This window comes from Evansella cellulosilytica DSM 2522, assembly GCF_000177235.2.
GTDB classification, from domain to species: Bacteria; Bacillota; Bacilli; order Bacillales; family Salisediminibacteriaceae; genus Evansella; species Evansella cellulosilytica.
The window spans coordinates 3,923,326-3,947,382 of sequence record NC_014829.1; the positions used below are offsets into that span (position 1 = coordinate 3,923,326).

The window sequence follows — 24,057 nt, forward strand, 5'->3', positions numbered from 1 at the left end:
ATTTGTCGTAAATTATTTTTTCTAGCAGATCATGAGGTGAACATATTGGCTTTAAAATTACTACAATCAAAAAAATATAAACGTAGTACCCACGTATTGTGTCCTAGCTGCAATGAAAAATCAACTGTAGAAGAATGGAACGATATTGCAATAAAAACATACGGTGAAAATAGTCCTGACATTAGACACGCAGCACTTGATAAGAAAATCTCTTTTCCATTTCAATGCCCTAAGTGCTATATGGGCTATTCTGCTTATTTAGTAAAGTTAGTAAACTGTAAATAAAAAATGACATTTTAAATTGCTTTTTTAGCAGTTTGAAATGTCATTTTCTTTTATTTATTCATAAATATATCCAAAATGTTTTCACTTAAACTTAATTTTCCAAGATCAGTAAGTGAACTCCCACCATCATTAACATAATTTAATAGAACTTCATCATCTATACTTGGCCAATCTGTCCAATAATCTATATACAAATAACCTTCCTCAATGACAAATTCCTTTAATTCCTCAACATATATAGGATAGAATTGTGTATCATAAACAGGTGGTGCAGGGTGAACAAGGATAACTGCATCTTCATTTTCACGTTCTATCGCATTCATCTTCATACTAAGAACAGTGCGCGTGTCTGCGGGAGCCACTTGTCCAATACTATCATTCCAAATACTCGATTCTATCAAAACAATGTCCGCATCATTCTCTGCCAGTTGTACATGAAGCCCTTCCTCTATGATTTGAATACTCGTTCGATCACCAAACGATTTTGATTCAAATACGAACATATCCTTTTCATACGCTTCATTTAATCTATCTTCCGCAATCTTTGGCCATGATTTCCCATCTTCATTTTCTAATATTACATTGTTCGTTCCAAATACAAGTATTTTTACATCACCATCTTGATGATAGTTCTCTAATATCAGCTCTTTTATTTGGTTGTTGAGACCTTCGGTTAATGTATGTAGAAGCGTTTCGATTCTTGCTTCCTCCATCGCAATAGCTTCCATCTCTTTTTGTTCTAATTCAATTAATGCAGCCTTATACTCATCTACAGCTGAATTAGCTATGTTATTGAGTTTTTTATTATAGGTTAATCTCCCCCCTGTAATGACGGTTATACAAAATATTAAAACTAAAAGTAAAGCAACTAATTTTTTCATGTTTAACTCCTAAATCCCCAAAATTTTACTTTCATCATACTATACTTATAGTAAAAGTAAAACACGTAATTTACTAATAGTGCCTCTATGAAAAAACCTTCCACCCATACTTAAATAGGAATGTTTATGTTTCTGTATATTTTCCAATACTAATTTTAATATCATTACGAAGGAATGACTTTTATGCAAAACGAAGGAAATATATTCAAGGGGTTATTTTGGGGCATCATATTTAGCATTCCGCTTTGGGTATCTATCGTGGGCTGGTATAGATTATTTTTTTATTAAACGATCGTTTAATTTTTATATCTACTCTACTATTTTTATAAGAAAAAAACGTTTAAAAGTCGCTAATTGCAAGCTTTCAAACGTTTCTCATTATTAATTCACAGGCTTTGCATTAAGAATATATCTATCTGGTGCATTTCCGATAAAACCGAATGGATAACAAGTAGAGACAGTTAATACTTCTTCATCAATCGAATAATCAATGACCGTTCTATCATCAGCATCTACAATAAATGTTTCTTCAATTTCATATTGAAACGTCCCATATTCCATTTGCACTTCGAATATATCGCCAATCTCTAAATCACCTAAATTACGAAAAACGGTATCTCGATGACCTGATAATAAAATTTGTCTTTCTTGTGTAGGGAAGCCTGTACCAGTAAAGTGTCCTACTCCTCTATCCAAGTCATCCTCGTCTGTACCTGCAACGATAGGAAGCTCTGCATCAAGCTTTGGTATATACAGTATCCCAATCGTCTCGCCATGATCAGGTTCAAATTCAACCGGCTCAGTTAAATTTTTTCTTTCATCTGTTGAACGGTTTACGATTTCCCTCGCAGAATCAAGTGCATCCTTTTGCGCTGCATTGGTTTGATAAATTTGGTACCCTGCAGTACCAACAAAAATTAAACCTGCCAATATAAAGACGATACCAATTAGTTTTTTCATATTATGAACCATCCTTTATTAAATATTTCCAACGTTGCAATATTATACTTCCATTGTAAACTGCATACGAAAAAATGAAAATATGTTTTTCTTGGAAGTAAGCGCTTCATTTTTTATAGAAAAAAAACGATTCACATAAACTTCTCGTATTGGTAATGGCTACGCTCGTCGCTCGCCTGACAGGAGAAAGAAAACCAATCCTATCAGGCTTTTTAACGATTGCGACGGCGACGCACATTGCTTAGGGGCACTGAAAAGTGAAAGAACACCACTTTTTCAGTGCCCCTCTAACGTTTGGAGTCAACCATTTCTTTTTCCATGTTAATCTAGTCTAGATAAAAACTCGTTCACTTTATCTACAACATACCCACTACCTAATGTTCCTTCTTTATCATCTACCATCATTGTAACAAGAATGTCTTTCTTTTCATAGTCCATTGCAACATACCAACCTAACTGTGGACCATCTTCATCTTCTTGTGACGTTTTTAATTCTGCTGTTCCAGTTTTCCCAGCAATTGATCTCCCATGATCAGCTTGCGGTCGGAATGCAGTACCATTTGAATCTTCTACTACTGAAATGATCGAATCTAGTACGGCGTCAGCAGTATTTGGTGAGATGATCTCCTCAATCCAGTACGCACCTTTTTCTTCGTCATCAAACAATATTGGCTGAATAATATTACCTTCATGAATGAACATCGTATATAAAGCACTAACGTGTAAGGCGTTAAGCTGCACTTGTCCTTGCCCATACCCCGTATCGGCAAGAAGGATCTCAGATTCTATAGACTCGTTTGCAATAGTTGATGCGTTCATTGGAAAAGCAAAAGGCATTGGCTCTCCAAAGCCTAGCTTATCGGCCCATTCCTCCATGGCGTTTGCACCAATATTCAATGATTGTCGGGCAAAATATATGTTATCTGAGAACTTCATAGCTGTATTTAAATTAACTTCATTAATATGCTCATTCACTCTCGTAACTTGATAGTTACCCCAATCACTATTTTCTGGTTGCCACCTTTTACCTGTAATTGTTTCTACTTTTTCAGGATCTAGTGTTCCCTCTTCTATACCAATTGCTGCTGTAAATGGCTTGAAAATGGAGCCTGTTGAATACGGGATCTGCCATCGCCTCTCGTGTAGATCCTCATGTTCATACACATCAGCTAACGGGTCTCTCACGCCCAAACTTCTCGTGTTTGAATCATAAGCTGGGTTGCTCACAAGTGCTAGCACTTCACCTGTCGTTGGATTCATCGCTACCGCTGAGCCTACATCATCGCCTAACGTTTCAGCTAAAAGTGATTGTATATCTCGGTCTATTGTCAATGTGAAATTCTTTCCGTTTTCGGGTTCTGTCTTTATAATGACGTCACGCAATTGTCTATTCTCATCCTCAACAGAAATCGTTACTCCTTGACTTCCACGTAATTCGTCCTCAAGTACTAATTCTAATCCTGCTTTCCCTAAAATTGAACTACTGCTATATCCCATTCCTTCTCTTTCTTCTAATTCTTCTCCTGTAATTGGTCCAACGTAACCGACAAGCTGGTAAAGTTCCGCTCCTAAGTTATACACTCTCCCATTGCTTTGGCGAACCTGTACCCCAGGAATACTATCAGCTAACCCATTTACTCGCGTATCATCAAGAGGAATCTCGACGACCCGTGCAAACCAATCTGGGTTATTTGGATATTGATTGGCTGCATTCTTTACTCTCTCTAAATCTAAATTTAACGCTTCTGCCAACGCTTCCGTTTCGCTATCAAAATCTTCTATAAAGTCAGGAACAAATCCTACCTCATTAACTTCGCCATTCATCACTAGCCCTATTCCGTGGCGGTCGTAAATTTCTCCTCTTTTAGGCTGCGACGTTGAAATGGAAATGCGATCTGTTGGCTCTTGCATTCCAATGAAAAAATGAGTTGGATGCCATGTAACAAGCCAATGCTCTACCTCTTCTTCGTCCATCAGTTCTATTTTTTTTACTAAAGTGACATCGGTATGATAACGAAGCGTGCCTGCTATCGTATTCATCGTCACTTCAATAGGATAGGTGAGTTCCTCTATCTCTTCGAGGTTGATCTCTTCCTCTTCAAAGTTTCGAGATTCATAGGTTACAACAATATCATCAATACCAAGTTGTCCATATACATTTTCCATTCTTTCATGAAGTTCCCACTCTTGACTTTGTATCAATTGAAGTGAATCCTCTGTCAAAGGAGCTGTCATATTGTGAAATTGAAACGTCTGCCAAGCTTCTATGTACTCATCTAAACTGTCCTCTGGATTAACAACTTCTTCTTCGTCTGAACAACCATATAATAGCGTAACGATAAGAACAATAATGATATAGCTAAATTTCCGCAACATGCTCACCTCTCTAAGTTCATTAAAATAATTCGTAAATTTGTCATATTTAGATGTGAATCAAATCGACTAACTAAATGGCACTATTTTATCAAAGAAACAAGTTATTATTAATATAACAATATTTTACTGTTAAAGGTGATAGAAGTTAAAATTATTCTGAAAGTTTTATGATTTATCTCTGCCTCTCCACTTTCTCCATACTACTATGATAGCAATACCGAGTAATCCCCCAATTGAATCTAACACGACGTCTTCTATCATACCTGATCGATACGGATGAAAATGCTGCCTTAACTCATCTATAGCCGCATATAAAGTAACAAAAGTCCAAGCTCCTAAACTAGCAATACCTTGATGGGCTTTCATATAGTAGAAAACTCGATAAGAAAGAATAGCTAAAATGGCAAAAACGACGAGATGTGCACCTTTCCTTAAGAAAAACTCTACAAAGGCTGCAGGCGAACGTGTTTCTAAGCTAACTTCAGAATCACCGTATTGAAATGATATGTCCTTAGCAAATGTTTCAACCCATGATAAATTAAACTCTCCTAACATAGGTTGAACGTTTTGAGTCTCATATGATTGCGATGACGAGATATAAATAACCGTTAACCACAATAAAAGCGGCAACAAATAATATAAGTAAAATTTTCGTTTAAAAATAGTAATGCCCCCAACGTTTGTAATTTTTCTATCATTCACTTATTTTACTATATACCGATTTTATTGATAAGTATCGAAGATAAGCTTTTTACTGGCTGATTATACTGAACCCTGAATATCGATACGTTTTAAATTACCGTTATATTTTTTTCTATTTTGGGCAAGGATGTTGTTACAGTTTTATTGGAGGGATAATATGAAAAAATTCATTTGGCTTGCAATATTCATCTTCTTTATTGCGAGCGCAGCCGGTCTGATTCACTCATCAACAGAAGTAAGTAGTGATGAGAACAACGAATCCGATGGAACAGTATTAAACGAATTAAAGCTAAAAGATAAAAATGAAGAAATAGAAGAAGCCTTTTCCGATAACCACAATGAAAACATGAACAATGATATCGTGAATCAATACGAAAAAGAGTTCAGCTTTCTAGAGGAAGAAGCCGTCCAAAAATTAGGTGAATTAGTATCATCTGCTCTTTCAGATTATCAACAACTTAGAGAGGAAGGAAACGCGCTTTCACTATTTAGCCTTTTTAGCACGTATTATGAGGAGGCAAAGTCAATAGAAGAGAGCATTGACGACCAGTTCTTTGAAAAGTACGATAAGTTAATTGAAGACTTAAACGAAAACGGAATGTCGACAGAGAAAGCGACATATTTTAAGGAAACATTTGAGGAAGTAAAAGAAGGTTATATGAGCACTATTTTAGATTACATTACAAATTAATAAGAGGCGAGTGAAAAAGCTTGATATTTGAGGGCACTCACTAAAAAGCTTCCCTTTTCCATTTAAGCTGGCTATCACTACAAGCTAACCCTCTGCCTCTTAACAAAATAAGAAAAACTAAAACGAGCTTGAAGCTCGTTTTTAGTCTTTTCTTAGAATTATACTTATCTTTTAACAAAAAGAGTACTTCATAATGAAGTACCCTTGAATTGTATGGTCATTATTGTTGTGTCTCATGCCAATCATCGTAAGCACCGCTACCGCTACAGCCATGACATTCGTTGTGTGAAGCCATGTAAAAATACTCATTTGAGAACATATGGTAGCCATATCCATTACAATCTGGGCAAAGTCCTTTTGTTTTCATATCTGCAACTTTCTTTTCGTATCTAGCTGCACTCCACTCAGCAATTGCATTCAATAAACCCATTTTTACTCACCTCAAAACTATTTTTTCATAGTATTTGGAAAAAAGAGGGTTTTATACATTATATTTTCAAAAAAATTTTTTGTTCCAAAATAATGCTATTTTTTATTGAATTTAGGTGGAGCTTATACTTTTATATTACCACTTACTTTTAATAGAATCTACAAGCTTGTTTAATTGATTGTCAACTTTTTCAACGCTCATTTGTTTGCTCAAATCAAGCCACTTTTCATCTGTCAAGCGGAGGTCGAATAGCTCTTCCCATTCTATGAGCATGCACCGCTTTCTTTCCATGAGGAAATTTATCGTGTTTGCATCTTCTTGCATGTGGCTTCTATTAATAAGAATGAGTGGCTTGTTATTACAAATAGCCTCTCCAACCGTTCCCCAGCCGGGTTTCGTTATAACGACATCTGCTATCGCAGTGTAATGATGCGCCTCGGGTTCAGTAGCCGGAATATTAATAATCCGTTCACCTTTAATGTCTATATTACTTGATACGATGAGCTTTACATTTGGATCATCTAATAATCGTAAGTGATCTAGATCTTCTATATCTATCTTCATTCCAAGACCTAAATAAATAAGCTTATATTTTCCATCACGGTTATGAAGCTCCAGTAGCTTATCTTTTTCATCATGATTTGTTTTGCGTGCGAAAAAACCAAATTCCTCTGTTTTCTCTCTTGCCCAATCTGGTTCATTCACACCAGCTAAAGCAAAGTAATAATCCATCGCTTCATACGCTTCTTTTAACGGTGTTAACTTGTGCTCCTCAATAATCTGGAGATATGCTGTGTACCAAGTAAAATTAGATATACCAATAGAGCGAATCCCTTTATTTTTTGCAGCTAAAAATGGGGCAGGTGATATATCACTTATAACGAGGTCAACATTGTTTTCTTCTAAAAACCATTCTTCTTCAATTACACGTTCCGGTAACGTCGATATATACGCATCATAGGCAACATTCATTTTATCGATATCAACATCTATTGAGTTCATTTTTGTAATAAAACCGAGGTCATTTTCATTGTAGCGATATGTGATTTTTCCTTCGTGTTTTTTCTCAAATGCCGTTTGAACGATAGGCATTGGAAAACTCGTAGAAATAATGATATTCACGTCTTCCTTCATAAGTTCACTGATCACTGCGATGCTTCTCGTCGCATGGCCGAAGCCATAATCTGAAATATAATATGCTATCGTCTTCAACTTTCTATTCTCCTCCAACACTGTAATTCCATTTTTTACATTCATATTTAAGTACTTATTTTAACCAACAGTTTTAAATTGTATCAGAACATTGGACTTGTTGTATAATAATTTCCCTTCCACTAAAAATAGTAGAGGATAATTACACTCGGTTTTATGAAGTAGTCAATGGAAGGAGAACGTTAACATGTCTAACATATGTCTTCTCATCGGTAATGGCTTTTCTATAGATTTTGCAAACCATTTCGGCTTAAATCCTTCCATTCCTTTTTCTCATTTCGGTCAAAAACAAATATCGTATGATGCACTGTTAAAGGACCTCCCTTCCATCCGTGAACTTTTCTCATTAGCTAAACAAGATAAGGATGAGTACGTAGCAATAGAGAAATTTATGGAAAGTAGTGAATATAACGAACAAAAGGATTGTGCATTACGGCGCTTTCTTTCGCTATCATACGCAAGATTTCAATTGGAGGTAGATAAATACGACATTCAGAATTGGAAGTGGACGAGATGGTTTAAGAATAATAAGAGTGAAATGCGTTTTGCTATTTCTTTTAATTACGATCTCATACTGGAAAAAGCTTTTAAAGAAGCTACTATTCCGTTTTACCGTACTGGCACAAATGAGAAAAGGAATGGTATTCCAATATTAAAGCCGCACGGTTCTATTGACTTTGATATTGACCTACATTCGGTTACTTCTACGACGAAAGAAATACAGTTAAAGGAAACTACGTATTTAAATGATGTCGGATATGTCCTTTCTATCCCAAGGGAAAAATGGTTAACGCCACGCTATGAAGCAGATATTATTCCTCCTCATGAAGAAAACTATCAGCGCCACTTACGTTGGGTGAAAAACGGTATAAGGCAATTTTTACAACGAGCAAACAATATCGACAGCCTTATTATCGTAGGCCTTTCTTATAGTGATGCTGATAAAAAGGAAATAAATCAGTATTTAGAACGACTTAAAAAAGGAACTACTGTGTACGTCATTGATCCTCATCCAAACGAAGCACTGATACATAAAATTAATTCGCTAGGCTTATCGTTGAAACGTGGAAATAAAAACGGATTACCGTGGTAGTAGAAGGGCACTGAAAAAGTGGTGTTCTTTCACTTTTTCAGTGTCCGTAAGCAATGTGCGTAGCCGTCGCAATCGTTTAAAAGCCTGATAGGAGTGGGTTTCTCCTACCAGGCGAGCGACGAGCATAGCCATTGCAATACAAATAAAAGGCACTGAAATGAACCCGGGTTCCCTGCAACCCGGGTTCGTTTCCCTCACCTTCAATCTCCCTTTTTCTCACTCATTCTCTCGGTTTGAACCTGATACTTTTCAACCCGGGTTCCCTTCAACCCGGGTTCGTTTCCCTCACCTTCAATCTCTCTTTTTCTCGCTTATTCTCTCGATTTGAACCTGATACTTTTGAACCCGGGTTCCCTGCAACCCGGGTTCGTTTCCCTCACCTTCAATCTCTCTTTTTCTCGCTCGTTCTCTCGGTTTGAACCTGATACTTTTGAACCCGGGTTCCCTTCAACCCGGGTTCGTTTTCCTCACCTTCAATCTCCCTTTTTCTCAATCATTCTCTCGGTTTGAACCTGATACTTTTGAACCCGGGTTCCCTCCAACCCGGGTTCGTTTCCCTCACCTTCAATCTCTCTTTTTCTCACTCATTCTCTCGGTTTGAACCTGATACTTTTGAACCCGGGTTTCCTGCAACCCGGGTTCGTTTCCCTCACCTTCAATCTCTCTTTTTCTCGCTTATTCTCTCGGTTTGAACCTGATACTTTTGAACCCGGGTTTCCTGCAACCCGGGTTCAATCACCTCACCTTCAATCTCCCTTTTTCTCGCTCGTTCTCTCGATTTGAACCTGATACTTTTGAACCCGGGTTCCCTTCAACCCGGGTTCGTTTCCCTCACCTTCAATCTCTCTTTTTCTCGCTTATTCTCTCGATTTGAACCTGATACTTTTGAACCCGGGTTTCCCGCAACCCGGGTTCAATCACCTCACCTTCTTACTTTCACACCTTTTACTGATGAAACTTCTCTTAAGATACACAGCGTTTAAATGTACAAATTCCAATAAAAAAAACTACCCTTCTGCACCACTATTTGGTTTGGAAGGATAGTCTTCTCATTCATTTTTATCGTTTTATTTACTCCACTAATGCCTGCACTCGCTTCATGACATCTGCTTTTAACGCTTCTAAAAGCTCATTCGTTTCAGCTGCGGAACTTCCGTTTACAGCAAAGTAAAATTTAATTTTTGGTTCTGTACCTGAAGGTCTTAATGCTACCCATGAATCACTACCTAGCTTAAATTTAAGAACGTTAGATTTCGGTAATGCAATGACAGACTTTTCATTCGTCTCTAATGCTGTACTTTGTTGTGCTTGATAATCTTCAAGAATAGCAACAGATTGACCACCTAAAGTAGCAGGTGGATTTGCTCTGAAGTCCTCCATAATGGTGTTGATTTGTTCAACACCTTTTATCCCTTTTAACGTTAACGATTCTAAGTCTTCCTTATAGTAGCCAACTTCCTCAAAAATATCGTTTAACCCTTCGAGTAACGTTTTCCCTTTAGATTTATAGTATGCGGCAACCTCGGCTGCCATTAAGCAAGATTGTACGGCATCCTTGTCTCGTGCAAAATCGCCGATTAAGTATCCGTAGCTTTCTTCATAGCCAAATAAAAATTTGCGCTCATCTGATTCAAACTCTTTAATTTTTTCTCCAATAAATTTGAATCCTGTTAACGTATCAATCGTTTCAATTCCATACTGATCAGCTATTTTTCTTCCAATTTCAGAGGTAACGATCGACTTTAACACTTTATAATTACGATCAAGTTCTCCCTTTTTCTTCTTTTGCTCTAATAAGTAATGCAGTAATAGGGCACCAACTTGATTACCAGTTAATACTTGATATTTTCCTTCAGCATTTTTTACAGCTACACCTACGCGATCTGCATCTGGGTCCGTCCCCATTAGTATATCTGCATCAATTTTTTCTCCATAACTAATTGCAATCGTAAAGGCGTCGTGCTCTTCTGGGTTAGGCGATTTTACAGTAGAGAAATTCGCGTCTGGTTCCTCTTGCTCCTTCACAACTGTCACTTCGTTAAAGCCCATACGTTTTAAGCCTTCTCGGACAGGGTGGTTAGCTGTACCATGAAGTGGTGTAAAGACAATTTTCAATTCGTCCTTCATTTCATTAATGACTTCTTGGTTTTCGACAAGTGTCATTAGTTGTTGATAATAAGCTTCATCAACTTGCTTGTCTATGTATGTGAGTGTACCAGCCTCTAGTAGTTCTGCTTCTTCCTTTACAGGAACCTCTAACTCATTTTCTATTTTATTGACATAGTCGATGATCTCATTCGCCATTTCTGGTGGTACTTGTCCACCGTCTGGACCATACACTTTATAGCCGTTGTATTCAGGAGGGTTATGACTAGCAGTGACGACAATTCCAGCATATGCATGTAAATATCTTACAGCGAAAGAAAGCTCTGGTGTCGGACGTAGGCTAGAGAATACGTAAGTTTTTATACCGTGATAGCCTAATGTTTTTGCAGCCTCTAGGCTGAATTCTGGGGACATATGTCTTGAATCGTAAGCAATTACGACACCTCTGTTGATCGCCTCTTCACCTTCTGCAAGTATATATTGCGCTAAACCTTCTGTAGCTTTACGTACTGTATACAAATTCATTCTGTTCGTACCAGCACCTAGTTCTCCTCGTAATCCACCTGTTCCGAATTCTAAGTTTTTGTAAAATGCGTCCTCTAGCTTTGCCTCATTATCCTTTAATTGATCAAGCTCGTCTTTGTACTCCTTTAATAAATTCGGTGTGTTCATCCATTTTTCATAGTTTTGCTTCCAGCTCATCTAAATATCTCCTTTTTACATAAAATTATCATTATCATTTTATCAAAAAAACACATTTGAACATACATCATTTCGTTTCACCAATAATAAACCATTAATATAAACTAGCGTCATACCACTTATATTGATTACGTCCATTATTTTTTGCATCATATAAAGCAATGTCAGCATGCTTCAACAACGTTTCCATCGTATCACCATCTTCTGGATAGAGAGCAATGCCTATACTTGCAGTAATTTCCCATTCTCCACCGGAAAGTGGCCATGGCTCATTAATGACCTTTAACAAACGTTGTGCAACATCACTCACATGTTGTTTACTATTCATTTGTGACAACAAAATATTAAACTCGTCACCACCTATCCTCGCAATCATATCATCTTTTTGCAGTTCAGAATGTAAACGTTTTGCGACAGATTGCAAAAACTTATCTCCTGCATCGTGACCATGCGCATCGTTTAATTGTTTAAAATTGTCGCAGTCTAAAAACAAACATGCCATGCTTTCACTATTCTTTTTTGCTCTTTCAAGTGACATGAGCATATATTCTTTAAAAAAACCTCTATTCGGCAATCCAGTTAACGGATCATGGTAAGCCATAAAGCGTATTTCTTTTTCATATTCTTTACTTTCTGTTATATCTTTTGCCACTATTAGCATCTTACTTATTTTACTTCCAATTTCAAAAATAGGAATAATATCAACCTTTAGCCATAAGATGCTACCATTCTCATGCTGAACATCCATTTCTATAGAAACTGTCTCTTTTTTACATAAGGCACTTTCAAATTGTTTCTTAAATTCTTCCTTTTTGCCACAATCATGAAACTGTCCAAATACAGAGTGGGATTTATCTATAGGATGATAACCTAATATTTTTTTAAATGAAGGAGATGCATATATAAGGTTTCCATCACTATCAACCAACTGTATTAAGTTTGTTGAGTTTTCAGCAATTAACCTATACCTCTCTTCACTTTCTTCAAGTCGCTTCTCCATTTTTTTTCGTATTGATATATCACGTGTAACGGATAAAATATATGTAATTTCTTTTTTCTCTTCATCAAATATCGGGGTTAATATCGATTCTCCTATATCCCCATTTGCTGTAATCGCCTCAAATGTAATGGATTTTCTCTCTTGAAGTACTTGGCGATATTGATTCATCAAATATTCTGCTCTATCCTTTGGCAATACTGTATCTATCGTTTCCCCAATTGCCCTTTCAGTTAAACCGCTAAGCTTCATTCCTTCTATATTCATGACAGTGTAATAAAAAGTATTATTTTTCACTTCCATTACATAAATAGCATCAACCATGCAGTTTATAAATTTCACAAACTCCTGCTTATGCGTTTGAAATAAAGACCGTAACATCCTTCCCCTCCAAACATTCATCACTCTTTTGCACTTGCATAACAATAATCATACTGTTTTTTCATCATAAATGAAACAATTTCTGACAGGTAATGCGAGTAGTAGTCATCTCCTCACCATTTTACGATATTCCCCTGGAAATAATATGTTTATTTTTTATATTTTTTGTAAAATCATGCGATTCATTGTATTCCTAAAGAAACTTTGATTTAGACATACTGATATTAGCTGCCTCTTATTGCGGAAAGGAAATTATAATCTCCTCTTCCATTTTTACGGAAATGTCTGTATACTTTAAATTGAAAGAAAATTGAATAGCAATAACTAGGGGTGTCCAATGAGTTGGGCTGAGAGAAAAGCACGTTGAAGCTTTTTGACCCTCAGGACCTGATCTAGTTCATACTAGCGTAGGGAAGTTCATGCAGTTACTATCTTGAAAACTACTTCTACTATTACGAAGCCGGGTCCGTCCATAATGGATTCCGGCTTTTTTGTTTGTTGTCATTAGTTTCCAACGCTACGTACTGTGCTAAATCTGTCCTCATTACAAAAAAAGGGAGAGATTTTTTTATGGCAAAAGAAGCATCTTTACAAGAGCAAAACATTTCAATTATGTCTAACTTTGAAGGAAGTCAAAAGGTTTACGTACAAGGCTCACGTGAGGATATTCGAGTACCTATGCGAGAAATTACGTTAGATCCTACGTCAAGCACTTTTGGTGAAGAAGAAAACGATCCAGTGCGTGTTTACGACACTAGTGGTCCTTACACAGATCCTCATGCAAAGGTAGACGTTAGAAAAGGACTTCAACCAATACGTAGGAGCTGGATTCTTGAACGAGAAGATGTGGAAGAATATGACGGTAGAGAAATAAAGCCAGAGGATAATGGCTATAAAGACGAAAATGATCCTAGGAGCAATCATGAAATTTTCTCAGGGCTGAACCGTAAGCCACTGCGAGCAAAAAAAGGTAAAAATGTGACCCAGCTTCATTACGCGAAAAAAGGAATCGTCACTCCTGAAATGGAGTATATCGCGATACGTGAAAACTTATCACCTGAATATGTTCGAGATGAAGTGGCACGTGGACGCGCAATCATTCCATCGAATATTAATCACCCTGAGTCAGAGCCAATGATTATTGGTAGGAACTTTCACGTGAAAATTAATGCGAATATTGGGAATTCTGCGGTATCTTCCTCTATCGTTGAAGAAGTTGAAAAAATGACATGGGCAACGAGATGGGGTGCCGATACGATCATGGATTTGTCTACCGGGAAAAATATTCATACAACGCGCGAGTGGATCATTCGGAACTCTCCTGTACCGGTTGGAACTGTACCCATTTATCAAGCGCTTGAAAAAGTGAATGGGATTGCAGAGGATTTAACGTGGGAAGTATACCGCGACACACTCATTGAGCAGGCAGAACAAGGCGTTGACTACTTCACTATTCACGCAGGAGTCCTTCTTCGCTACGTCCCTTTAACTGCCGAGCGCATGACGGGAATCGTATCTCGCGGGGGCTCCATATTAGCACAGTGGTGTTTATTCCATCATGAGGAAAACTTTTTATATACTCACTTCGAGGAAATCTGTGACATTATGAAAGCATATGATATTGCGTTTTCTCTTGGTGATGGTTTACGACCTGGTTCTATTGCAGACGCCAACGACGAAGCACAGTTTGCAGAGCTAGAGACGTTAGGTGAACTAACACAAATCGCTTGGGAGCACGATGTTCAAGTAATGGTGGAAGGCCCTGGACATGTGCCAATGCATTTAATAAAGGAAAACATGGATAAGCAGCTAGAAACTTGTAAAGAAGCGCCATTCTACACGTTAGGACCGTTAACAACGGATATTGCTCCTGGTTACGATCATATTACGTCGGCTATTGGGGCAGCAATGATCGGCTGGTACGGAACGGCGATGCTTTGTTACGTAACACCGAAGGAGCACCTCGGTTTACCAAACCGTGATGATGTACGCGAAGGTGTAATCACTTATAAGATCGCAGCCCATGCCGCTGACTTAGCAAAAGGACACCCTGGTGCACAAAAACGCGATGATGCGTTGTCGAAAGCGCGTTTTGAGTTCAGGTGGAGAGATCAATTTAAATTAGCATTAGATCCAGAGCGCGCAATGGAGTATCACGATGAAACTTTACCTGCAGAAGGGGCAAAAACGGCACACTTCTGTTCGATGTGTGGTCCGAAATTTTGCAGTATGAGAATTTCACATGATATTCGCTCTTACGCGAAGGAAAATGATTTAGATACAGCAGAAGCAATAGAAAAAGGGATGGAAGAAAAGTCGAAGGAGTTCAAAGAAGGTGGAAGTCAGCTTTACAATAAGGTTTAAGTTTTAGGTGGGGAGTGATTGGTTCGGTCTGAGTTGTGGCTGATTTCGGGGAGTTGCGCATGATTCGGGCTGAGTTTCACATGATTTAACATAAATTGCAAACATAATAACTAATTTAAGTTAGTTGCCGTCAATAAACAGTTATTGTTGGAGGTGAATTCGTGAAGAATGTCCAGGAAATAAGAGCTGACATTGAAAAATTGTACAAAGAAATCGATCTATTGGAAGAAAAGATTATTTCCATTCAAAGTAACTGTAATCATGAATTCAAAGGAGATACTTATTACCAAACTTGTGTTTTATGTAAGAAGGTACGGCCGTTGTATTTTTAGGTTTTGGATGATTTTAACATAGTTACGAATGATTCAGGCCGAGTTACGCATAATTGAACATAATTTATAAGAAAAGAAATGAATATGAACATTCACTGTTCGTAAAAGGAAGCAATGGCTCCACTCACCGCACGACCACTATAAAAAAAATATTTATAGTGGTCTTTAAGGGATTGCGGCGGCTACGCTCATTGCTTAGAGGTTGACTCAAAAGGTAAAAAATCGACCTTTTGAGCCAACCTTCTAGGCACTCTTCATATTTTTATTTAGTGGAAGTGTTATTAAGAAAGTGGTTCCTTGTTTTTCTGTGTCTATTAGCTCGATTTTTCCATTATGGTTTTCTACTATTCGCTGAACGATTGTTAGTCCTAACCCAGTGCCGTTCTCTTTAGAGGTTAGAAATGGATCGAATATCGTATCGGCTAGTTCTGTTGGAATTCCAGGGCCGTTGTCTTCAATAAAAAGCTGATAATGATCACCTATTATTCTCGAATGAAGTGCTATCTTTCCATCTCCATTCAGCGCTTCTATGCCATTTCTAATTAAGTTGTGCAATACTTGCTTCATTTGTTTCTGATCAATAGGAAGTGCGGTTCTTTGTAGGTCTACATCGAAAGAGATACTATTTTTAGGCTGCCCATTACATATTAATGGGAGGATGTCATTTAGTACGTCTTCTATATAAGCCATTTTAAATGATGGTGCACTTGGCTTTGTTAGCAGGAGCATTTCTTCAATAATCGTATTAATTCTCTCTAATTCTTTTATTAATAAAGGAACATAGTATTTCTCTTTTTCCTTTTCTGATAATGATGCATTCATAAGAGACATAAATCCATCAATGACTGCAAGTGGATTACGAATCTCGTGCGCTGCACCTGCTGCCAGTTCCCCGACAAGAGCTAGCTTTTCCGATTGCTGTATTCGCTTTTCTAGTGCTTCCGTTTCGGTAATATCTACAAAATAGAAAATTTTTCCGATTCTTTCAGCATACTGGTCTGTTAAGTCGACTTGTGATACAAGTAGAGCAAGTTCTGTATTTCCTGTACTGAAAGGAACTTTCACGTTTTGAACAATCTTTTTCGACTTAAAGATTTCCCAAAACGGTTCATTTTTATCGTTTTTATTAAGTTGTAGTATTGTTTCCTTGTTAATTTGCAGAAGCTGTTTTGCTGCTCGATTGAGAGAGACTTCATTCGATTTTTCATCAGTCGTAATAATCCCTACAGGAAGTGAGTTCAAAATTTGTTCCCTTGATATTTTGTCCTTTAATATCGTTGAAAAAGATTGTCGCAAGCGAAGAGACATTTCATTAATTGACGATGTTAACTGTTGAAGCTCGATCTGCTCAATATTATTTATTGTCAATCCATACTCTCCATTTGAAATTCTGTTTACTTTATTGATCATCTTTTCAATAGGCGTCGTCAAATTTTTACTAATTCTAAAAGCAAAGAGGATGGAAATGATAATTGCTCCGATCGTTAATAGAAGCAAAAATAAAAGAGAGCTTTCTATAATAGAATACAATGAATCGGAGTGATTATTTAACGAGTAAAACACTCCATTCTTTTTGTTATTTAATGACTCATTTATCTGTTCTAGTTCAGGTATATAGTTTTCATCGATAAAGGTTTCTGCACCTACATTGTCTCCAATAGTGAGTAGACCTCTAACATTATTTAGAATCAAATGATCTAGCAAGGAAATATGTCTTTGTATATCCGCTAGGCTACTAGGTATTTCATCGTGTTTTTCTACAATATCCTCACTCAAAGTGCTATTTCTTAACGTTTCATAATGGGCTATGAAACTCTCGTCTAGTCCATTATCTAATTCATTCTGTACGAAATGTTCTCTTAGTGCCAACTCTTTTTCTAAGTGTGAAATCCAAACGATTTCTGGTATGTTTGTATGATTTATTTCATTACTAACATCCTTTACATCTCCTATAGATTGCACAAGAATGAAGGAGAAGCTCGTGAGCAGCAACACTAATAGAATTAGTGTAGATAATATTTTGCTTCTGAACGTCATTTTTCTTATCATCGCTTGCTCCTCCTTCTTCAAAGTTAAAAGTTCAATTCCCCTAGCTGGAATTTCAGCATTTCATCTTCAATGAACTCGATCTCTTCATCGCTAAACATTGGGCCAAATGGCGCTAACTGATAGACACCGTGTTCTTCCGTTAGTATCGTTTCTCCCGCTGGAATTCCATCCTCTCGGAAAAAGTCATCCAATATCGCAACATACGCCTTTGGGACGTTGTTTAATACGCTCGTCAGAACATGATCCTTTGCTAAATAGGATTGGTCATCTAAATACCCAATTACATATACATCCTGTTTTTTTGCATACTCGATGACATCGCGATTAAAGGCATTTCCTTTTGCATAAAATACGTCAACACCCTTTTGTAGAAGATCATCCATCAAGTTTACAGCGACTTCACCATCATCGCGGCTTCCGACAGCTTCATAGAAAAAACGAATGTCAGGGTCGTAATAGTTTAATCCTTTTTCAAATTGTGGATTGCGATCTCTCGCCTCGAAAGAATCTAGCACTGCAACGCTGTTCGACTCAGTAAACAGCGTTGCAACTAACCCAGCAAAATATTCCACGTCCCCTTGCTCAAACGTGTATACTGATTGATTTTCATGCTCTGAATATCCATGGATTGTGACAAAGTGTGTTTCTGGATACGCCTGTGCTGCTTCTGTAAACACTTCTGAAAACTCTCTACCATGACCAATAATCAGTGTTGTCCCTTCACTTACAGAATTATCTATCGTTTCACGCTTTAATTGCTCAGTATTTATTTCACTAAATAAAGTCACATTAACTGGGAATTGCTTCTCAATCTCTATTTTCCCTTTGAATGCTAGGCTCCCCCAGCTTTGATCGACTATTTCATCAGAAGTAATAATCGTTACTTTCGTTTCAACGTCGGAATCCTTAGAGGATAAGGAGATTTTTGCGATCTGAAAAACTAGTAATGCTATAAAAATACTTGCAACAATAATAGTTAATAAAAATATAGTGCGTAGCTGTCGTGATTGTTGCATAGAAATACTCCCCTCATTCATATCTAATTACAATTCTATACGACACAACTCTACAATTCCACCACTAATTCGACAAAATTAACCACTTCCTAGTATTAGTGCAAAAAATCATACTTTTACACTAATACCATTTTCATACAGTTAAATAGGTACAAAAAATTCAATTCGTTGTAGGAAAAGCGAAATCATAGTATGCTATTACAAGAGTATTACAGAAACTTTTCGATTTTTAGCTTGGATGTAAGGTTTCATTGTTGCAATATTCGAATTTTGAAAGAAGTGAGGTTTTGTCATGAATCAAATAGAAGAGCCTAAAACTATTCTCGTTATTTTCGGGGCTACTGGTGACCTAGCAAAAAGAAAGCTATATCCTTCCATTTATAATCTTTATAAAAAGGACATGCTTTCAGATAATTTTGCTGTTGTTGGACTCGGTAGGAAACCATGGACGAATGAAATTATCCGTGAAAATGTTCAAAAGTCCATTCAATCAGAAGGAAATGATGAAGAAAAATTAAACGATTTTAAAGATCATTTCTACTACCTTCCATTTGATGTGACAAATAAGCAATCGTACCATGAGTTAGACGAATTGTTAAATCAGCTAGACGAACAATATCAAACAGAAGGAAATCGCATTTTTTACATGGCTATGGCACCTGAGTTTTTCGGTACCATTGCATCTCAATTGAAGTCTGAAGGGGTAACAGAAACAAAAGGATATACTCGCCTTGTTATTGAGAAGCCTTTTGGACATAATGTATCCTCTGCACAACAGCTAAATGAAGAAATTAGCGCTGCATTCGCTGAGAAGGACATTTACAGAATTGACCATTATTTAGGTAAACAAATGGTACAAAACATCGAAGTCATTCGTTTTGGAAATGCTATATTCGAGCCCCTTTGGAACAACAGGTACATCTCGAATATTCAAATCACATCGAGTGAAACATTAGGTGTGGAGGATCGTGGTGGCTATTATGAAAAATCTGGTGCATTAAGAGATATGGTGCAAAACCATATGCTGCAGATGGTAGCGTTACTCGCGATGGATCCACCAATTAAATTAGACCCAGATGAGATTCGTAGTGAAAAAATTAAAGCACTACGTTCCATTAAAAATATAAGCACAGATGAGGTTCAGGAACATTTCGTAAGAGGACAATACGGACCAGGCCTACAAAATGGCAATGAAGTGCCTGGATACTTAAGTGAAAACAATATTGCCCCAAACTCCCATACAGAAACGTTTGTTGCGGGTAAATTTATGATTGAAAACCACCGTTGGGTTGGCGTGCCATTCTATATTCGAACTGGAAAACGGATGAGTGTAAAATCAACTAAAATCATCGTACAATTTAAAGATCTGCCAATGAACATATACTACAACAAAAATAAAGACGAGCTGCACCCAAATTTACTTACAATTCATATACAACCAGACGAAGGTGTATCTCTCGTACTAAATGGAAAAAAACAAGGGCCAAATGGTGGCTCCATTCCAGTACAGCTTGATTACAACAATAATGGTGAAAGCACTGTGAATACACCAGAAGGCTATGAGCGTTTAATTTACGATTGCATGAAAGGTGACGCTACCAATTTTACCCATTGGGACGAAGTGGAATTGTCTTGGAAATTAATTGATACAATATCTAATGCTTGGGAAGGTAATGGAAACAATCTTGAAACATACGAGTCAGGTTCAATGGGGCCAAAAGGATCAGACGCCCTGCTAGCAAAAGACGGCTTTAAATGGTGGCCGATAGAAGATTAATTTCTTATTTTAGGATGAACCCGAACTCGTGAAAGACAACACATTTTTAAAGTAGAAAGGGGCACCATCCCCCTTCTACTTGTTTGCATGAAGCTTAAATTTGTTTATAATTGTGATTTAAAATTTTGATTAGGAGATGATAGCATGAAGGTTTACGATATTAGTTCAGCAATTTTTGAAGGTATGCCAGTTTATAAAAACAAACCGGAAAAGCAGCCGAAAATTGAAACTGTAACGAATGGACATGTCACTGAATCACGCTTAAGCTTAGACGTACATACTGGAACACACATCGATTCACCGCTACATATGATTAACGACGGTGACACATTTGAAACGATCGACATCGAAAAGCTTGTTGGCCAAAGTAAAGTATTTGATTTAACATCCGTAAAAGATAAAATCACAGCTAGTGATATTGAAAACTTAGATATTCAAGCTAACGATTTTGTTTTATTTAAAACAACAAACTCTGACGATGAAGAATTTAATTTTGACTTCGTCTTCGTAGCAGAAGATGCTGCTAAATTTTTAGCTGACAAAGGTGTACGAGGCGTTGGTGTGGATGCTTTAGGTGTCGAACGTGCACAACCAGGACACCCAACTCACAAAGCTTTATTCGGCAACGACGTCATTGTTATCGAAGGTCTTCGCTTAGCGGAGGTAGAAGCAGGTAACTACTTCATGGTTGCTGCTCCACTTAAGCTACAAGGAACAGATGCATCACCAGCAAGAGTGCTTCTATTTGACGAATTAAAATAATCAGTGTGATATGAGAGGGCGACTCAAAAGGTTGATTTTTACCTATTGAGTCGCCCTTTTCATTTGTTGGTTATTTCATGTGTGTTTAAGGTTAGTTTCCAAGTAAAACACCCCAACAAAAGTTGGGGTGTCAATGTAGTATTTTACTTCAACCACTCTGTATGGAATGTACCTTCTTTGTCTACACGTTGATATGTGTGAGCACCGAAGTAGTCTCTTTGTGCCTGCAATAGGTTCGCAGGGAGACGTTCTGAGCGATAGCTGTCATAGTACGAAATTGCACCAGAAAGACCTGGTACAGGAACACCAGCTTGAACAGCTAGTGTAATTACTTCACGCAATGCGCCTTGATAACTTTCAACAATATTGCGGAAATAATCATCCATCAACAAGTTCGGAAGCTCGGGATTACGATCATAAGCATCTTTAATGTTTTGTAAGAAGCCAGCTCGAATAATACAGCCACCTCGGAAAATCATCGCAATATTACCGTATTGTAAGTTCCAGTCGTTTTCTTCTGAAGCAGCCTTGAGCTGTGCAAAGCCTTGTGCATAAGAGCAAAGCTTACTCATATATAACGCTTTACGAATAGCTTCGATCATTTCTTTTTTATCACCAGTGAATGCTCCCTTATCAGGACCACTTAAAAGCTTACTCGCTTGGACACGCTCGTCTTTCATAGCAGACAAGAAACGAGCAAATACAGATTCAGTAATAATTGGTAATGGAACTCCTAGATCTAATGCGTTCGTGCTCGTCCATTTACCTGTTCCTTTTTGGCCAGCCGTATCTAAAATAAGGTCGACGATATATTCACCAGTTTCCTCATCCTTTTTAGTGAAAATGTCGGCTGTTATTTCTATGAGATAGCTATCTAATTCACCTTTATTCCATTCAGAGAAAACTTCATGCATCTCTTCATTCGATAGCCCTAACACATTTTTCATTAAAGAATATGCTTCACAAATTAACTGCATATCTCCATATTCAATGCCATTGTGCACCATTTTCACGTAGTGACCAGCACCACCAGGTCCAATGTACGTAACACAAGGATCTCCATCTACTTTTGCAGCGATAGCTTCAAACATCGGGCGTACAAGGTTATACGCTTCCTCTTGACCACTAGGCATAATCGCTGGACCCTTAAGTGCTCCCTCTTCACCACCAGATACACCAGCACCGATGAAGTTAATGCCTTTCTCTTCTAAATATTTATTTCGACGGATTGTATCTGGATAGTACGTGTTACCCCCATCGATTAAAATATCATCCTTCGCTAAGTGAGGAAGTAATGACTCAATTGCTAAATCTGTTACTTCTCCTGCCTGTACCATTAACATAATTTTGCGAGGGCTTTCTAACGAGCTCACAAACTCCTCGACACTATATGTACCTAAAACATTTTTATCTTTGTGCTCATCTGCAATTTCTTTTACTCTTTCTGCGGATATGTCATATAGCGCTACGGAATAACCTTTACTTTCAAAGTTTAAAGCTAAGCTTTTCCCCATCACTCCAACGCCTACGACACCGATTTGCTGTTTTGTCATAAATGGTCTTCCCTTCTATATTAACTTTCCTATACTTGACCATACCATATTTCGATAAACATCTTCAAGATTAAAAGGTATGCGTTCGTTCACCATCCACATTCATGTAGTTTTCCCTAAAAAAAAAAGGAATAAATAAACTTTATATCGAATTTTTACATATAAAATGTTCTTAATAACGAAACTATGTCGTTATTTTAGACGTTTAATAAGCAATAAAGGAGGGTTAATGTATGAAGAAAGGGTTTATTTTATTGAGTGTTATAAGTTTAGTTCTATCTTTCTTTTTCTCACCATCTGTCAGTGCAATAAGCAATAATCAGTTTATCATTATTAACAAAGCGAGCAATGAATTAGCATTTTTTGAAGACAGCAAACTACAGAAGGTGTTTAGTGTAGGCACTGGTCGTGAGAACTCGATGACTCCCGAAGGAACATTTAAGATTGTAAATAAGATAAAAAATCGTCCATACTACAGCGGTAATATCGCCGGGGGTGATCCACAAAACCCACTAGGAGACCGTTGGCTAGGAATAAACGCCCGTGGCACTTGGGGAACAACGTATGCCATTCATGGGAACAATGACGCTAGCTCGATTGGAGGGTATGTAAGCGCAGGCTGTGTTCGTATGCACAATAGCGAAGTACATTGGCTATACGATCGAGTAAAAATCAATACACCTGTCATCATTACGAATTCTTCTCAATCATTTGCTGCTATTGCTGAAATGCATGGCTACACTGTAACAAGTAGTGAATCATCGTCGTCCGAAGTGCTTCGCTTAGGTAGCCGTGGTCAGGCTGTCCGAGATTTGCAAGAGAAATTAACGAATCAAGGTTATCATTTAGGCTCTATTGATGGCATTTTTGGTCCTGCAACAGAAAATGCTGTCCGTAAATTTCAGCGGGATCGTGGATTAACTATTGATGGTATTGTAGGGCAAAACACATTACAGGCATTGGAGAAAACGACAGCTACAGTTTCGAGTACAACATTGCGACGAGGTAGCCGTGGGGAAGCCGTTCGTTCGCTACAGTCAGATTTACATTCTCTAGGATATGAAACTGGTGGCATTGATGGCATTTTTGGTCCTGCAACAGAGCGTGCTGTCAAAAGCTTTCAGCGAACAAACGGCATCACTGTCGATGGTATTGTCGGAAATCAAACACTCTCTAAATTAAAACAATAGTGAATATTATGTAACGGCATGTATTTCACCTTCGCAGTGAAGTGACTTCTTTGCTATTTTGGTTGCTGTGTTAACTCCATGGAGGCACACTACTTAAGTAAGCCATTAATGGACGAACATTAGCATCTATTGTATTTTACAGTCCCTTTTTATAGATGTTAGTATGATTGAGACAGCTTTCATAGATGTGAAAGCTGT

General features: G+C 37.6%; 19 protein-coding genes and 1 riboswitch. Of the genes, 8 read left to right on the plus strand and 11 right to left on the minus strand.

Annotation, left to right across the window (positions count from 1 at the left end; all coding sequences use genetic code 11):
* Positions 1-45: 45 nt before the first annotated feature.
* Positions 46-285 carry a CpXC domain-containing protein gene (locus BCELL_RS18105; protein ID WP_013490224.1) on the plus strand — a complete coding sequence of 80 codons (240 nt, stop codon included), beginning with the start codon at positions 46-48 and terminating at the stop codon, positions 283-285.
* A 50-nt stretch (positions 286-335) separates the two neighbouring features.
* Here BCELL_RS18105 and BCELL_RS18110 read toward each other — a convergent pair whose 3' ends face one another.
* The 4 genes from BCELL_RS18110 to BCELL_RS18125 form a co-directional block, all read right to left on the minus strand.
* Positions 336-1,166: an SGNH/GDSL hydrolase family protein gene (locus BCELL_RS18110; RefSeq protein ID WP_013490225.1), complete on the minus strand. Its 831-nt coding sequence runs from the start codon at positions 1,164-1,166 to the stop codon at positions 336-338.
* Positions 1,167-1,547: 381 nt separating this feature from the next.
* Positions 1,548-2,126, minus strand: coding sequence for a class D sortase (locus BCELL_RS18115; protein ID WP_013490226.1), 579 nt, complete (start codon positions 2,124-2,126; stop codon positions 1,548-1,550).
* A gap of 321 nt (positions 2,127-2,447) precedes the next feature.
* A complete protein-coding gene (locus BCELL_RS18120) occupies positions 2,448-4,502 on the minus strand; it encodes a peptidoglycan D,D-transpeptidase FtsI family protein (RefSeq protein WP_013490227.1) in 2,055 nt (684 codons plus the stop codon).
* Positions 4,503-4,667: 165 nt separating this feature from the next.
* Positions 4,668-5,204, minus strand: a complete 537-nt coding sequence (locus BCELL_RS18125; protein ID WP_013490228.1) for a VanZ family protein — start codon at positions 5,202-5,204, stop codon at positions 4,668-4,670.
* Positions 5,205-5,361: 157 nt separating this feature from the next.
* Here BCELL_RS18125 and BCELL_RS18130 point away from each other — a divergent pair, with 157 nt between their 5' ends.
* Complete coding sequence (locus BCELL_RS18130) at positions 5,362-5,895, plus strand: hypothetical protein (RefSeq protein WP_013490229.1); 534 nt, start codon at positions 5,362-5,364, stop codon at positions 5,893-5,895.
* Between the two features lie 220 nt (positions 5,896-6,115).
* Here the strand turns inward: BCELL_RS18130 and BCELL_RS18135 are convergent, their stop codons facing one another.
* Both BCELL_RS18135 and BCELL_RS18140 read right to left on the minus strand, forming a co-directional pair.
* Complete coding sequence (locus BCELL_RS18135; RefSeq protein ID WP_013490230.1) at positions 6,116-6,325, minus strand: hypothetical protein; 210 nt, start codon at positions 6,323-6,325, stop codon at positions 6,116-6,118.
* Between the two features lie 135 nt (positions 6,326-6,460).
* Positions 6,461-7,537 (minus strand): hypothetical protein, encoded by a 1,077-nt coding sequence (locus BCELL_RS18140; protein WP_013490231.1) that lies wholly within the window; start codon positions 7,535-7,537, stop codon positions 6,461-6,463.
* 187 nt (positions 7,538-7,724) lie between these two features.
* Here BCELL_RS18140 and BCELL_RS18145 point away from each other — a divergent pair, with 187 nt between their 5' ends.
* Entirely contained in the window at positions 7,725-8,630 is a 906-nt protein-coding gene (locus tag BCELL_RS18145; RefSeq protein WP_013490232.1) for an SIR2 family protein, read from the plus strand.
* A 1,071-nt stretch (positions 8,631-9,701) separates the two neighbouring features.
* On the opposite strand, the gene BCELL_RS18150 is transcribed toward BCELL_RS18145, so the two are convergent.
* Together BCELL_RS18150 and BCELL_RS18155 are read right to left on the minus strand one after the other, a co-directional pair.
* Positions 9,702-11,438: a phospho-sugar mutase gene (locus BCELL_RS18150; protein WP_013490233.1), complete on the minus strand. Its 1,737-nt coding sequence runs from the start codon at positions 11,436-11,438 to the stop codon at positions 9,702-9,704.
* 94 nt (positions 11,439-11,532) lie between these two features.
* Positions 11,533-12,816: a diguanylate cyclase gene (locus tag BCELL_RS18155; protein WP_013490234.1), complete on the minus strand. Its 1,284-nt coding sequence runs from the start codon at positions 12,814-12,816 to the stop codon at positions 11,533-11,535.
* Between the two features lie 316 nt (positions 12,817-13,132).
* Positions 13,133-13,247, plus strand: a riboswitch (TPP riboswitch).
* Between the two features lie 139 nt (positions 13,248-13,386).
* Between BCELL_RS18155 and thiC the strand changes: the two genes are divergently transcribed.
* Positions 13,387-15,180 carry a phosphomethylpyrimidine synthase ThiC gene (thiC, locus tag BCELL_RS18160; protein WP_013490235.1) on the plus strand — a complete coding sequence of 598 codons (1,794 nt, stop codon included), beginning with the start codon at positions 13,387-13,389 and terminating at the stop codon, positions 15,178-15,180.
* 161 nt (positions 15,181-15,341) lie between these two features.
* Positions 15,342-15,512: a hypothetical protein gene (locus tag BCELL_RS22685; protein ID WP_013490236.1), complete on the plus strand. Its 171-nt coding sequence runs from the start codon at positions 15,342-15,344 to the stop codon at positions 15,510-15,512.
* Positions 15,513-15,755: 243 nt separating this feature from the next.
* Here the strand turns inward: BCELL_RS22685 and BCELL_RS18165 are convergent, their stop codons facing one another.
* Both BCELL_RS18165 and BCELL_RS18170 read right to left on the minus strand, forming a co-directional pair.
* Complete coding sequence (locus BCELL_RS18165; protein WP_013490237.1) at positions 15,756-17,561, minus strand: sensor histidine kinase; 1,806 nt, start codon at positions 17,559-17,561, stop codon at positions 15,756-15,758.
* 23 nt (positions 17,562-17,584) lie between these two features.
* Positions 17,585-18,577 (minus strand): BMP family ABC transporter substrate-binding protein, encoded by a 993-nt coding sequence (locus BCELL_RS18170; RefSeq protein ID WP_013490238.1) that lies wholly within the window; start codon positions 18,575-18,577, stop codon positions 17,585-17,587.
* A gap of 292 nt (positions 18,578-18,869) precedes the next feature.
* Between BCELL_RS18170 and zwf the strand changes: the two genes are divergently transcribed.
* Complete coding sequence (gene zwf, locus BCELL_RS18175) at positions 18,870-20,354, plus strand: glucose-6-phosphate dehydrogenase (protein WP_013490239.1); 1,485 nt, start codon at positions 18,870-18,872, stop codon at positions 20,352-20,354.
* A gap of 144 nt (positions 20,355-20,498) precedes the next feature.
* Complete coding sequence (locus tag BCELL_RS18180) at positions 20,499-21,116, plus strand: cyclase family protein (protein ID WP_013490240.1); 618 nt, start codon at positions 20,499-20,501, stop codon at positions 21,114-21,116.
* 143 nt (positions 21,117-21,259) lie between these two features.
* Here BCELL_RS18180 and gndA read toward each other — a convergent pair whose 3' ends face one another.
* A complete protein-coding gene (gene gndA / locus BCELL_RS18185; protein WP_013490241.1) occupies positions 21,260-22,669 on the minus strand; it encodes an NADP-dependent phosphogluconate dehydrogenase in 1,410 nt (469 codons plus the stop codon).
* Positions 22,670-22,902: 233 nt separating this feature from the next.
* Here gndA and BCELL_RS18190 point away from each other — a divergent pair, with 233 nt between their 5' ends.
* A complete protein-coding gene (locus BCELL_RS18190) occupies positions 22,903-23,859 on the plus strand; it encodes a L,D-transpeptidase family protein (protein ID WP_013490242.1) in 957 nt (318 codons plus the stop codon).
* Positions 23,860-24,057 lie beyond the last annotated feature (198 nt).

Coding starts and splice junctions, on each gene's coding strand:
- BCELL_RS18170 (WP_013490238.1), bottom strand. CDS start 18,577: ATGCAACAATCACGACAGCTACGCACTATATTTTTATTAACTATTATT.
- BCELL_RS18190 (WP_013490242.1), top strand. CDS start 22,903: ATGAAGAAAGGGTTTATTTTATTGAGTGTTATAAGTTTAGTTCTATCT.
- BCELL_RS18130 (WP_013490229.1), top strand. CDS start 5,362: ATGAAAAAATTCATTTGGCTTGCAATATTCATCTTCTTTATTGCGAGC.
- thiC (WP_013490235.1), top strand. CDS start 13,387: ATGGCAAAAGAAGCATCTTTACAAGAGCAAAACATTTCAATTATGTCT.
- BCELL_RS18180 (WP_013490240.1), top strand. CDS start 20,499: ATGAAGGTTTACGATATTAGTTCAGCAATTTTTGAAGGTATGCCAGTT.
- BCELL_RS18145 (WP_013490232.1), top strand. CDS start 7,725: ATGTCTAACATATGTCTTCTCATCGGTAATGGCTTTTCTATAGATTTT.
- BCELL_RS18165 (WP_013490237.1), bottom strand. CDS start 17,561: ATGATAAGAAAAATGACGTTCAGAAGCAAAATATTATCTACACTAATT.
- BCELL_RS18115 (WP_013490226.1), bottom strand. CDS start 2,126: ATGAAAAAACTAATTGGTATCGTCTTTATATTGGCAGGTTTAATTTTT.
- BCELL_RS18110 (WP_013490225.1), bottom strand. CDS start 1,166: ATGAAAAAATTAGTTGCTTTACTTTTAGTTTTAATATTTTGTATAACC.
- BCELL_RS18120 (WP_013490227.1), bottom strand. CDS start 4,502: ATGTTGCGGAAATTTAGCTATATCATTATTGTTCTTATCGTTACGCTA.
- BCELL_RS18150 (WP_013490233.1), bottom strand. CDS start 11,438: ATGAGCTGGAAGCAAAACTATGAAAAATGGATGAACACACCGAATTTA.
- BCELL_RS18135 (WP_013490230.1), bottom strand. CDS start 6,325: ATGGGTTTATTGAATGCAATTGCTGAGTGGAGTGCAGCTAGATACGAA.
- gndA (WP_013490241.1), bottom strand. CDS start 22,669: ATGACAAAACAGCAAATCGGTGTCGTAGGCGTTGGAGTGATGGGGAAA.
- BCELL_RS18155 (WP_013490234.1), bottom strand. CDS start 12,816: ATGTTACGGTCTTTATTTCAAACGCATAAGCAGGAGTTTGTGAAATTT.
- zwf (WP_013490239.1), top strand. CDS start 18,870: ATGAATCAAATAGAAGAGCCTAAAACTATTCTCGTTATTTTCGGGGCT.